Annotated in this window: 14 protein-coding genes; 8 read left to right on the forward strand and 6 right to left on the reverse strand. The window is 26.9% G+C overall.

The features are described from left to right. Positions 1-3 precede the first annotated feature (3 nt). From ACPB8Q_RS03335 to ACPB8Q_RS03345, 3 genes are read left to right on the forward strand one after another with little or no spacing between them, the layout of a single operon-like run. A complete protein-coding gene (locus tag ACPB8Q_RS03335; protein ID WP_423793257.1) occupies positions 4-450 on the forward strand; it encodes a DUF1890 family protein in 447 nt (148 codons plus the stop codon). Positions 451-452: 2 nt separating this feature from the next. Next, on the forward strand, positions 453-1,778 hold the full coding sequence (locus ACPB8Q_RS03340; protein WP_423793258.1) for a P-loop domain-containing protein: 1,326 nt from the start codon (positions 453-455) through the stop codon (positions 1,776-1,778). 1 nt (position 1,779) lies between these two features. Then, positions 1,780-2,214: a UPF0179 family protein gene (locus ACPB8Q_RS03345; RefSeq protein WP_423793259.1), complete on the forward strand. Its 435-nt coding sequence runs from the start codon at positions 1,780-1,782 to the stop codon at positions 2,212-2,214. Here ACPB8Q_RS03345 and ACPB8Q_RS03350 read toward each other — a convergent pair. Continuing rightward, positions 2,209-2,553, reverse strand: a complete 345-nt coding sequence (locus ACPB8Q_RS03350; RefSeq protein ID WP_423793260.1) for a roadblock/LC7 domain-containing protein — start codon at positions 2,551-2,553, stop codon at positions 2,209-2,211. The two genes, ACPB8Q_RS03345 and ACPB8Q_RS03350, sit on opposite strands and share 6 nt — an antisense overlap. Positions 2,554-2,605: 52 nt before the next feature. Continuing rightward, on the reverse strand, positions 2,606-3,373 hold the full coding sequence (locus ACPB8Q_RS03355) for a hypothetical protein (protein WP_423793261.1): 768 nt from the start codon (positions 3,371-3,373) through the stop codon (positions 2,606-2,608). Between the two features lie 114 nt (positions 3,374-3,487). Here ACPB8Q_RS03355 and ACPB8Q_RS03360 point away from each other — a divergent pair, with 114 nt between their 5' ends. From ACPB8Q_RS03360 to ACPB8Q_RS03380, 5 genes are read left to right on the forward strand one after another with little or no spacing between them, the layout of a single operon-like run. Continuing rightward, the gene (locus ACPB8Q_RS03360) at positions 3,488-3,862 is read left to right on the forward strand and encodes an Rpp14/Pop5 family protein (protein ID WP_423793401.1); all 375 of its coding nucleotides are present in this window, start codon (positions 3,488-3,490) and stop codon (positions 3,860-3,862) included. A gap of 5 nt (positions 3,863-3,867) precedes the next feature. After that, the gene (gene selB / locus ACPB8Q_RS03365) at positions 3,868-5,256 is read left to right on the forward strand and encodes a selenocysteine-specific translation elongation factor (RefSeq protein ID WP_423793262.1); all 1,389 of its coding nucleotides are present in this window, start codon (positions 3,868-3,870) and stop codon (positions 5,254-5,256) included. After that, a complete protein-coding gene (locus ACPB8Q_RS03370) occupies positions 5,253-5,684 on the forward strand; it encodes a hypothetical protein (RefSeq protein ID WP_423793263.1) in 432 nt (143 codons plus the stop codon). Before selB ends, ACPB8Q_RS03370 begins: the two co-directional genes overlap by 4 nt. Positions 5,685-5,686: 2 nt before the next feature. Beyond that, positions 5,687-6,586, forward strand: a complete 900-nt coding sequence (locus ACPB8Q_RS03375) for a calcium/sodium antiporter (RefSeq protein ID WP_423793264.1) — start codon at positions 5,687-5,689, stop codon at positions 6,584-6,586. A gap of 15 nt (positions 6,587-6,601) precedes the next feature. Next, a complete protein-coding gene (locus tag ACPB8Q_RS03380) occupies positions 6,602-8,446 on the forward strand; it encodes an OB-fold nucleic acid binding domain-containing protein (RefSeq protein WP_423793265.1) in 1,845 nt (614 codons plus the stop codon). Here the strand turns inward: ACPB8Q_RS03380 and ACPB8Q_RS03385 are convergent. From ACPB8Q_RS03385 to ACPB8Q_RS03400, 4 genes are read right to left on the reverse strand one after another with little or no spacing between them, the layout of a single operon-like run. After that, positions 8,438-11,245 (reverse strand): STT3 domain-containing protein, encoded by a 2,808-nt coding sequence (locus ACPB8Q_RS03385; protein WP_423793266.1) that lies wholly within the window; start codon positions 11,243-11,245, stop codon positions 8,438-8,440. The two genes, ACPB8Q_RS03380 and ACPB8Q_RS03385, sit on opposite strands and share 9 nt — an antisense overlap. After that, positions 11,220-11,534: a DUF190 domain-containing protein gene (locus tag ACPB8Q_RS03390; protein WP_423793267.1), complete on the reverse strand. Its 315-nt coding sequence runs from the start codon at positions 11,532-11,534 to the stop codon at positions 11,220-11,222. Before ACPB8Q_RS03390 ends, ACPB8Q_RS03385 begins: the two co-directional genes overlap by 26 nt. Next, on the reverse strand, positions 11,531-11,902 hold the full coding sequence (gene crcB, locus ACPB8Q_RS03395; RefSeq protein ID WP_423793268.1) for a fluoride efflux transporter CrcB: 372 nt from the start codon (positions 11,900-11,902) through the stop codon (positions 11,531-11,533). Before crcB ends, ACPB8Q_RS03390 begins: the two co-directional genes overlap by 4 nt. Then, positions 11,899-12,516: a cobalt-precorrin-7 (C(5))-methyltransferase gene (locus tag ACPB8Q_RS03400; protein WP_423793269.1), complete on the reverse strand. Its 618-nt coding sequence runs from the start codon at positions 12,514-12,516 to the stop codon at positions 11,899-11,901. Before ACPB8Q_RS03400 ends, crcB begins: the two co-directional genes overlap by 4 nt. Between the last annotated feature and the right edge of the window lie 6 nt (positions 12,517-12,522).

Consider the following 12,522-nt stretch of genomic DNA (forward strand, 5'->3'; position numbering starts at 1 on the left):
ATCTTGATTTTAGTTATAGTAGGATGTCCAGAGCCACCTTTGTTAATTCCTTCAACATTATATTTAATTTCCCAATTAAAAAAAGAGAATAAAGAGATAGTAATAGCTGCTAATTTTTCAGCTATTAAACTGTTAGATATTGCTGATATTGATAAATACTATCTATCCAATGTAGGTGTTGTAAATATAGATAAAGGTCTAAAAATTATAAAAGAGCTAAATATTGATAAAATTATAAGTTTTGTAAATAAAGATAGTGAAGTTTCATACACAATAACATATAAAGAATTGTTAAATGTTGATACTTATGCTATTGTATTTGGAAAATCCATCAATGAAGATTTTATAAAAACTTTGGAAGAACATAACATTAAAGTATATTCTGCAAGAGCATATCATAATCCTATGCCAATTGTTAATATAATTGATAAAATTGTTTTAGAGCTATAAGTATGAACATTGAAAATATAATTAAAAACATAAAAAATAATGAATATTTGAATAAAGAGCTTCTAACAAAAAATAATAAAAATAAAGTATATTATGCTGTTAAACAACCTGATGGCAATTTAAAGGTTGTTATTCCTACTGTTTTCCAAAATAAAAACTTTTTAAAGTTAAAAAAGTACATAGATGGAATAGAAGGAGCAACACAAAGAGTTATTGAAGAGATAAAAAAAGAGATTATTAGTAAAAAAAGATTTATTAACTTAGCTGGATATTTTAGTAGGAGATATAGAGAGCTGTATGAACCTCTAACTGTTGTTAATTGTGATTTAAATATAGGCTATAATTTATGGAGAGTTGATAAATACAACTACATTAAGGAAGATAAAATTTATCTCCTTTTAAGAATGATTTTTAAAGAAAAGGATGAGAAAGAAATAGCCAAAAAGATAGATTCTCTTTTGTTAGAGTTAAATCAATTCATTAAGAATATAGATATAAATATTTTAATTGAAGAAGCTAAGAATATCATTAATCAGAAGTATATTAGAGAAAATTTAGACAAATTGGGATTAGTTTGTTTTATTGGAAATAACTCAAAACCTGCAAGAAAATATACAGAAGTGAGAAAACATTACAGAATAGCTGGACCTAAGGAAATAAATATTCCCTTTGTATGCCCAGAAGAATTAAATCCAATTGAAATAACTCCAAAATATGGAAAGGAAATAAAAGGGTTGGGAATAAAAAAGAAGGAAATTTTTATTATAACTGGGAGGAATGCACAAGGAAAAACAACACTATTAAATGCTATTTACTCTGGACAAGATGACCATTTAATTGGGGATGGAAGAGAGTTTATAATTACAACAAAATCATTGGCAAGAGCTACAACTGGAAGTATGGAGATGACTGGACAAGATATTTCTTTATTTTTTGATAAACTACCTCCTGGTGTTAGAGGAACTCCAAAGTCAGTTTATGGAACAGCTTCTGGCTCTATGTATATGGCTTATCAAATACAGAGAGCTATAAAAAACAAAACAAAATTAATATTGATTGATGAAGATAACTCAGCTGTTAATTTGTTGGTTTCAGGAGTTTTAAGTAAGTGGTTTGAAGGTGTAAGGAGTTTATCTGATATAATTATGGAAAATAGAGAGCTATTAGGAGAAAGTGCTTTTATTATAGTTACAAGCTCTTTAGATTTCTTAACAGCTTTAGGAGATAGAGCAATATATCTTCAAGAGCATAAACCTTATTATTTAGATTTAGACAAATTTAAAAAAGAAGTTAAATCTTATTATTTAAAAAAGATTGAGAGGTTATAAAATGATTACACTTATTGGCAGTAAGTTGGCTAAAACAGGAGAAGAATTTTTATATGTTGGAGAATTAGATGAATGTGAAAAATGTAGATTTAAAAAATTATGTCATGGTAATCTTGAAAAAGGTAGGATATATAAGATAGTTTCTGTTAGGTCTTCAAATCATCCATGTCCAATTTTTGATGAAGGTGTTAAAGTAGTTGAGGTTAAATTAGCAAATTTAACTATTATGGTTGATGCTAAGAAGGCATTGGAAGGGATGACTTTACATTTTGAGCCTATAAAATGTGACAACTATGAATGCCCATATTATAAATATTGTTCTCCATCTGGAATATATGAAGGAGAAAAATTTGAAATAATAAAAGTTTTTAATGAAAAAATAAACTGTAAGAATAATAGAACACTGAAAAAAGTATTAATTGAACTTAAATTATAACATTGCCTTAATTTTTTCAGCTGCTCTTCTAATTATAATTCTTATTAATCCTAAATTAACTTTTTCTTCTGTTAATACCACCAATATTGCTTCTCCAGCATCTACCATAAGTATTTTTCCATGTTCTCCTTCTATCATTGCTTGGTATAAATTACCCATTCCTACTTCTGATACTGTTCTTTCAGCTGCTCCATAAGCAGCTGATGTCATAGCTCCTACTAATTCAGCATCAATATTTCCAGGTAGTTGTGAAGCAATAACTAATCCATCTTTTCCTACTACTAAACTACCATTAATACCTTCTGTTTTATTTACTTCTATTAGTATTTTTTCTATCATTTATTACACCATTAGTATATTTAAATAATATAGACTTTTGTTTTGTAAATTATTAATTTATATCATTTTTTAACTCATTTATATAATTATCTATTTTCTTGTTAAGATTGTCAATAATGTCAATAGCTCTATCAATATTTCCAGGAGACTGTTGCATAACTAATTCTTTTACTTCTTTAATTCCATCATATATTTCTTTTATCATCTTTAAGAAATCAATAACTTTAATTCCTCCAATTTCTACTATTTCTTTGACTTTTTTATAGATAATATCTATATGCTCAACAGTAATATCAACTTTTTTATCCAGTATATCTAATTTGTCATTGTACTGTTTAATTGCACTAATAACTTCATCAATTTTATTTATAATCTCTTCTTTGGCAGAATCATAGACAACTTTAACCTTTTCAACAATTTTATTTATATCTTCTTCAGGAATATGATTATTTTTAGTGATATTTTCTAATTTTTCTAATATTTTATTTAGTAGATTAATCATATCATTGAAATTTTTGTCTGTTTTTCCTAAGGATTCAATTAATTTATCAAGTTTCTCATTCAAATGTTTTAATTCAGAAATTACACTATCATCTAACTTTATCTGAAATTGTTCTTCTTTTGGATGTAGTGTTTTTTCACCCTCTTGTATGTCTAAAGTTTGTTCATTTTCTTCTTCTAATTTATTACTATCCAAGTCATTTTCATTATTTTCATTTTCAGTCTCTTCTTTATTTTCTTCTTTATTGTTATATTTTTTGTATAATTTTTGACTTAGTTCCTCAAGTTTTTTAGCTTTCTCTAATAGTCTTGTAGTCATACAACTACCCCCTATACATACATCATGTAGTAACCAATAACATATTATTATATAATTTCAGCATATATTAAATAAAATTTTGTGTTTGTATTTATGTATGTAATGATGATAACTATGTTAAAAACACTACCACCAACACTAAGAGAAAAAAAAAGATATATTGCTTTTAAAATTATATATGAAGAAGAACTGTCAGAGGGGGAAGTTGTTAATCTTATTAGAAAAGCTGTTTTAGAGTACTATGGACAATGGGGAACATCTAAATCAAATCCTTGGTTAGTTTTTTACAAATATCCTTATGGTATTGTTAGATGCCAAAGGGATAATGTTGATTTTGTAAAAACATCTTTAATTTTAGTTAATAAGTATAAAGATAAACCAATAAATATTATTTGTTTAGGAGTTTCTGGAACAATAAGGAAAGCTAAAATAAAGTTTTTAAAAATTAAACCTGTGAGATGGTTTATTTTAAAAAGATTGAAAAAGTGATAACCATGAATATAAATATTGGATTATTTGGTCATATAGACCATGGAAAAACAGAATTAGCCAAAAGATTAAGTGAAATTATTTCAACATCTGCATTAGATAAGCCAAAAGAATCAAGAGAAAGGGGAATAACAATAGATTTGGGATTTTCTTCTTTTATTTTGGATAAGTATAGAATAACATTGGTAGATGCTCCTGGACATTCAGAACTAATAAAAACTGCTGTTAATGCAGGAAAAATTATAGATTTAGCTTTATTAGTTGTAGATGCAAAAGAAGGACCAAAAACCCAAACAGGAGAACATTTAATTGTTTTAGATTTGTTGAATATTCCCACTATTGTAGTTATTAATAAGATAGATATAGCAAGTAAGGAAGAGATTGAAAGAACAAAAAAATTAATGAAAATTATTTTAGATTCAACAAATAATTTAAAAAACTCTAAAATTGTGGAGATATCTGCAAAAACAGGGGATGGAATAGATGAATTAAAAAAAATTATTAAGGAGACATTAGATAATTTAACAATTGTAAGGGATGTAAATAACTTTTTTAAAATGCCTATTGACCATGCATTTAAAATAAAAGGTATTGGAACAGTAGTGACAGGAACAATTTTAAAGGGAAAAGTTAAAGTTGGAGATACATTAATTGTATATCCTACAAATTTAGAGGTTAAAGTTAAATCTATACAATGTTTTAAGGAGAATGTTGAAGAAGCTAAGGCAGGAAATAGAGTAGGAATGAACTTATCTGGAATAGAGCCAGAACAGATATTTAGAGGTTGTGTATTATCAAGTTTAGAGAACAATCTTAAATTAACTGATAAATTTGTTGCAAAAATAAAAATTGTAGATATATTTAAATATAATTTAACACCTAAAATGAAAGTGCATCTTAACATTGGTTTATTAACAATTTCAGCCAGGATATATCCATTTAAAAAATTAAATATAGATAATAAAGAGGAAAATATTGTTTTAAATGAAATAAAAGCAGGAGATGAATGTTATTGTTTATTTGAATTAGAAAAAAAAGTTATGATGGAAGAGGGAGATAAAATATTAATTTTAAGGTTAGATTTACCAGCAACAACTTTAAGAATTGCTGGAATTGGAGAAGTTATTGGATTTGACAATGTTGAATTAAAAAAATTGTCAGTTAAAAAAGGAAAAGTAGTTAAAAGAAAAAATAAATTAGTAGTAGAAGGATTAGCTACATCAAAAAAATCAGCTGAGAAACTTATTGGTGAGAGAGTATATATAAAAGATAAAAATATTGTTGGAATAATTAAAGAAACATTTGGAACAAAAGGAGCCTTATTAGTTGATTTTAATGGAGATGTAGAAGGGGGGGAAGAGGTAGAACTTATTAGAGTTAGGAAATGGGGGTGAAACTGTTGTATTATATTCTAAATAAAACAAACAAAAAATTAGGAGTTGCCTTAAAAAATAAAAAAATTTTATATCATATGAAAAACAACAATGATGAGGTTTATATCTGGATGAATCTTGAATCTTCTGCACTTTTGAAGATACTACTTGAAGAGAGTGTAAAAACAGCTGAAAAAGTTAATAAAGAATATAGAGTTTTAGGAATAAAGAGGCACAAGATAATTGATATAGGGACAGTTTTTGGATATGATGGGAGGATATCTATTGGAGTTCTACCAGCTGATGAGGAGAGAGTTGCATCTATTTTAGTAGGATTCCATAAAGATGATAATAAAATACATACATCAATAACTACAACTCCAAAAAAGATAGCTCTCTTATGTATAATTTTAAATAATTTAATAACAAAAGGGATATTTGAGGAATAAAGATGCTAATATGGGATATTATTTATTTTGTTCTTGGACTAATTTTGTTGTATTATGGTAGTGATTGGTTTGTTTTAGGAGCTGAAAGATTAGCAAAATTTTTTAATGTATCAAATTTTGTTATTGGAGCTACTGTTGTAGCTATTGGAACATCTCTTCCAGAGATAGTAACATCTATTTATGCAGCTTTAACAAACTCCCCAGGAATAACTGTTGGAAATGCTATTGGTTCATGTGTATGCAATATAGGCCTAATTTTAGGAGTATCTGCAGTAATATCACCTATATTATTAAATAAAGAATTAAAAAAAAATATTACTTATTATATAATTTTGATAGTTATTTTAACAATCCTGTCAATTAATGGATTTGATACTATTGATGGAATTATACTATTAATATTAACATTACTTTATTTAAAAAAGACAATATCTGATGGTAAGGTAGAAGAAAACAACAATAATAAAGATTTCTCATTACCATTCTCTATTATTATGTTGGTTATAGGATTAGGAGCTGTTTTGTCTGGCTCACAGTTTTTAGTTGAGGGAGCAAAAGGATTAGCTAAGGCTTTTGGAGTTCCAGACTTTATTATTGGATTTACACTTGTAGCTATTGGAACATCTCTTCCAGAGTTGATGGTTTCTATAATATCTGCAAAAAGAAAATTAGGAGGATTAGTATTAGGTAATATCTTAGGAAGTAATATAATTGATGTAGGATTTGCATTAGGTTTGCCAGCAGTGTTTTATCATCTACCTTCCAACTACTTAGGGATATTATCATTATTTATACTATCAGCTTTAATTTATATATTTTCATTAAAAAACAAAATTAGTAGAGTTGATGGGGCTATTATTTTAATAATATATTTAATTACAATATATTTCATATTTTTTTAGATTTTGGTGATTTTTATGGATTTAAAAAAGATGTTGGCTGAGAAGATAGGAATATCAGTAGAAGAATTAGATAAATTAATTAAAGAGAAAATTGATGAATATGGAGGAATTTTATTGGAGGAAGCTGCTTTAAATATAATTGCTAAAGAGTATGGGATAAATCTAAAAGAGGATGTAGAAGATTTTTTAATAAAAGATATCCAAGAAGGACAGATAAATGTTGAAGTTGTTGGAATTGTTAAAGATGTATCTCCTTTAAAAACTTACAAAAAAAAGGATGGTAGTGAAGGACACTATAAAAAGGTAGTTATAGCAGACAAATCAGGAGAGATTACTATAACATTATGGGATGATTTAGCTAAAAAAGATATAAAGGTTGGAGATATTTTAAAAATAAAAAGAGCAAGAGCAAAAAAATGGAGAGACAATTTAGAACTCACATCTTACCAAGATACAACTATTAATATATTAGACAGTCATAAAAAAGAGCTCCCAGAAATTAAGGAAGTATATAATATAGAAGAACTAAAACCTGGGATGAGAGCAACTATAATAGGAAATGTTATTTCAGCATATCCATTAAAAGAATTTAAAAGAAATGATAAAATTGGAAGATTTAAATCTTTCATATTGGATGATGGAACAGGAATTATAAGAGTTACCTTGTGGGATGACTTAGCTTTGAAAGTTGATGTAAGAAAAGGAGATAAAGTAAAAGTTAAGGGATTTATTAGAAAAAACTATTACTTTGAAGATGCATTAGAATGCACAGCTGAGGAAGTAGAGATATTAGAGAAAGGTGAAGTCCCTGAAAGTCCATTAGTAAAAATAAATGAACTAAAAAATTATGACAATGAAGTTGTAAGTGTTGAAGGAATTATAAAAGCGATTAGTGGTAAAAAATATAGATATATCAATGATGAAAAAAGAAGGTTTATATCTGTATTGTTAGAAGATGAGACAGGAGAAGTAAATATAAATTTCTGGAGTTCAAGAGGATTTTTATTAGATGAAGTAAAAGAAGGAGACAAAGTAAAAATAAAGAATTGTAAAGTTAATGTTTATTATACAGAGGATGGAGAAGAAATTATTAATTTAAATGCAACATCTGAGACAGAAATTGAAAAACTTGGAGAAACTGAGTTTAATATAGAGTTTTATAAAATTAGAGATATTTTAGAGGGAGATATTGATAATATAAATCTTATTGGGAAAGTTGTAGATATATATATAAATGAAGTTTTAATTAATGATGATATAAGAACTGTAAAAAATATAATTGTTGAAGATGACACTGGAAGAATTAGATTGGTTGTGTGGGATGATAGAGAAGTAAATGTAAAAGAAGGAGATACAATAAAGATACTAAATGCAAAAATTAGAGAAAGAGACAATTATAAAGATTTAGTTTTAGGAAAATATGGAAGAGTAGATGTTATTGAAAATGGAATATTTAGAAAGTTTATAGCTGATTTAGTAGAAGGAGAAAATGCTGAGATAAGAGGAGCAATAGTCAAACTTTTATCAGGCCCTGTTGTAAAGATATGTCCAAACTGTAAAAAAAGAGTTGATAATTACTGTGAGGAATGTGGAATTGAGGGAAAAGATGTTTTAACATTATCTTTTATATTGGATGATGGAACAGACAATGTAATATGTAGAGCTTATGATAACAAAGTTGAAAAACTACTAAAAGATATTAAAGAAAATATCATTAACAAATCTTTGGAAGAATTAAATACCATCTTAGGAGAAGAGTTTGTTTTATTTGGTAATTATTCAAATGATACTTTTAATGTTAGATTGGTGAAAAATGTTGATATAAAAAAAGAAATTAAAATATTAAAAGATTTATTGTAAATACTCTTTTCCATAATCAACTTCATATACTTTAAATCCTGGTTGAATTCCTGGATTTGTTGGGTCAAAGCTTTCTTTTACTAATCTTATATGTTTTAGTCCATATCCATCTAAGAAGTGTAATCTTGCATATATACTATCCTCCAAGTTTCTTGTTGCTAACCAACTCCAACCATATCCATTTTCTTTTAATCTAACAAATAAAGATAATTCTCCATCTTTATCAACTATTCTCTCAACAACTGTTCCATTTGGATACATTATATAAACTTTATGTAGCTTAAATTTACCAACTGGTTGGTATTGACCATAATATTCTCTTAAAATATATGTTGAGACATTACTTCCATTTATAACTACAGAATACAATAGATTACCTAACCTTATATTTGCTACAACTAAATTATTGCTGTACTCTTTTGATATACCTTTATAGAAAGCTCCTTTTTCTCTTTTTTCATTTGGAGTATTTGGTGGTAAAGAGAAGTTCCAGAATCCAAACATACTCCATACTGGGGCAATATCTGTCATTCTATTGTATGTTATTAGATAATCTGGATTTGGATGTTCTGGATGAGTGTAGTTAAGAAGTGTTTTAGCATCTTCTGGTTTTAGGTGATATTTATTTACTAGGATATCATAAGCTTTAGTTCTATCAACTGGAAGAATCTCATTTAATATTTTTACTATCATTGAGACATTACCATGAGTATAGTTCCATAATATTCCATCTTTTTGATAAGCTTTATCTCCACTTGTAGCTATCATTCTAATTATTCCAACTGCTAAGCTTTCATTACTTGTTGCAAAGATTCTCCCTACCCAATAGGCTCTTGGAGTATTTTGACAACCTCCATCAAATGTAACCATCTTTCTTGTTGCCCATGTATATATATGCCCATTATCCCACCAACAGGTTATAACTGAATTGTTAGGAGTATTTTCTTTAATCCATTCTAAACTTTCTTTCCATCCATTATTAAATGTAGGTGCTGTTGTAAATGGCACAACTGCTGCAACCATTGGCACAACTAATCCAATAGCCAATAATACAGATGATACTTTAATTATAGTTTCTTTCTTGTCCTTCAAAGTTGTATATATATCAACTATTTTATATACAAACAGTAATGCTAATGAAACCAATAATATGAACTCAGCTATAGGAACATACATACTTGGGACTAATAGATTTGGAAGTTTATTAGAATATTTAGCCAATATAAATAATCCAAATAGTACTATTGGAATTCCTATTCCATAAATAGATGATTCATATTTTCTTAAGATTCTATCAATTTGCCCAGCAATAATACCTAAACCTATTGCTAATGGAGGAGTTGCTAATGATGTAAATCTAATACCTTTTGTTGAAGCATACAATGTAATAGTCAACCAAATAGTTAATAAAATTGAATATTTTATATCTAAACTTATTTTTTCTCTTCTTAATATAATAAATGAAGATAAAATTCCTAAAATTCCTAATACTCCATAATCTACTCTTCCAATAGCATCTATAAATATCTCTCTGAAAGAGTTTGGTTTTTGTAACTCTGCAACTGTCTGGTAGACATTAGGCCAACCTGATGGAAGAACATAAGTATTTGATGATAAAACTTTTTGCATTCCTATAGGAGACAATATTGGAGATAGAGCCATATTTGCTCCATAGATTATGGAAATTAATGCTAAACTGCCAACTAAATATAATCCTGCTAATAAAAATGCATTTTTAATATTTGGAAGATTGATATAGCTTATTCTTACATTTTTTAATACTGATATTAAAATTAGATATACTACTAAAAATATAGCAACTACATCAAAACCATACCACCAAGCTCCCCACATTTTTGGAGCTAAAACTGTTGTTAAAACAGCTAAACCAATAAACATCTCAAATTCAATGTCTTGATTTTTAAAGTATTTATAAGCTATAATAATTAAACCAGCTAATATAGATAGTATAGAAAAGATGTAGAAGAATATTGCTGCTCTGACAATTTCAAAAGTTTGAGCAATATAACTTAGATAAACTCCAGTTATTAAAACAACTAAGAAAGAAATTCCTAAATATATTTTAGTTAAATCTATTTTTTTACTTTTAAATGCTGAACTATCTATAAAGTGTAATCCTTCCAAAATAAACCATATTATATAAAGAATAGGTAAAACTTCAAATATAGGTGTATCTGCAAATCCTGCAACTGTCTTTGAGAACAAATTAGGAGCTGTTATTAAAGCTATAGCCCCAACTAATCCACCAATATTACTGTTTGTTACTCTCCTAACTATGAAGAATATTGGTATCCCTAAAAGCACACTTAACAATGCTGGAAACCAAAATGCTGCATTCATTATTGTTACTGTATTATCAAAACTATGCCAGATAATATATAAGAAATCTTCAACCAAACAGATTATTGGAGGTTCCCAACTTACAGGATGTCCTGGAGGAGCATATTGTATAGAATCATAAGGTACTAACTTTCCATTTATTACTTTTAAAGTTTCTCCAATATACCCTTTATAATACAGATTTTCAGATAATCTTAAATAATAGTATGGGTCTAATGCTAAAAGATACATTCTCCCATGTTCATCTGAAAACATCTTTTTTAAAATTTCATTATTTTGAGCAAATTTCATATCTGCTGTTTGAGCTCTTAATTGAAAACTTAAAAACATTAAAAAAATTATAATTAAGCATATCTTTAACCATTCTTTCTCTTTAAAAAATTTATTTATCTTTTCTATCAAGATTTCACCTTTATTTGTTTTTATATACTTCTCCATCTTGTAAAACAATTAATCCATTTTCACCAACAACTTCATAAATCTTAGGTAGAACATTTTTTATATTTTCTTCAATATCAACACATTCAATAACAACTGGAAGATTTAAAGACAACCTTAAAATATCAAAAGTTGATATACCTCTAACTCCATATCCCATAATTCCTCTAAATACTGTTGCACCACTTATATTATTTTCTTTTAAAATCTCTATTATGTGTTTGTATGCTGGTTCTCCGTGATATTTGTCATCTTCTCTAAGATAAATTTTTAAGATTTTTACTTTCATACTCTCACAATATATAATGCTAATAATCTACCTAAGAATATCATAAATAAACATCCAACAACATTTATAAATATGTTTATTATTGCTAATAAAATTTCATTCTCTTCTATTAAAGTAAATGTTTCATAAGAAAATGTAGAAAAAGTGGTTAGAGAACCACAAAAACCAACTGCTATAAAAAATCTATATTCTGAGGGAATAGGTAAAAAAAGAGATGAATACATAAAAAATCCCAATATAAAGCTACCTATTAGATTAACTGCCAAAGTCCCTAATGGGAAGTTATATTTTGTAAAGATTCCTGAAATAATGTATCTCAATATTGCTCCAAAAAATCCACCTAATCCAATTAGTATGAACTTGTTCATTCTCTCACATATACACAAACTGTTAAATAAGAAAAATTATTTTTGGCTATATCTTTTAACTTCATCTTCCTTATTTTTTCATTTGGATATGTTAAATTTTCTAAAACATATATCTCTAAATCATCATTTAAACCAGAATTTATTAATATTTTAGCATCTTCTTTTAAATTGTTTGGTAAAAAAATAACATTTTCTTTATTTTTTAATAGATTTATTAATTTTTTTATATTTTCAGATTTTCCATGAAGAGTAACTATTGTAAAATCTTCCCAAGATATTTTTAACTTAGCAGCAGCTACTTGAATAGAAGATATTCCAGAAACAACTTCAATATCTTTTTTATCTACTCCCAACTTTAATAGAGTTTTTAATAAACCACTAAAACATGGGTCTCCTGTGGAAAGAATAGCTATATTTTTATCTTTTATTTTTATAATATCTTTTAACTCATTTAATAAATTTTTAGATAACTCTATCTTTTTATTATTTTCTATATCAAAAAGATTTAAAGCTCTTCTACTTCCAACTATTATATCACAACTATCCACAACTTTCTTAGCTTTATCTGTTAAATACTCCTTATCTCCTGGACCTATCCCCACAATATAAATCATCTTTAT

The sequence above is a fragment of the Methanocaldococcus indicus genome (assembly GCF_049554935.1).
Classification (GTDB): Archaea; AGJL01; Methanococci; order Methanococcales; family Methanocaldococcaceae; genus Methanocaldococcus; species Methanocaldococcus indicus.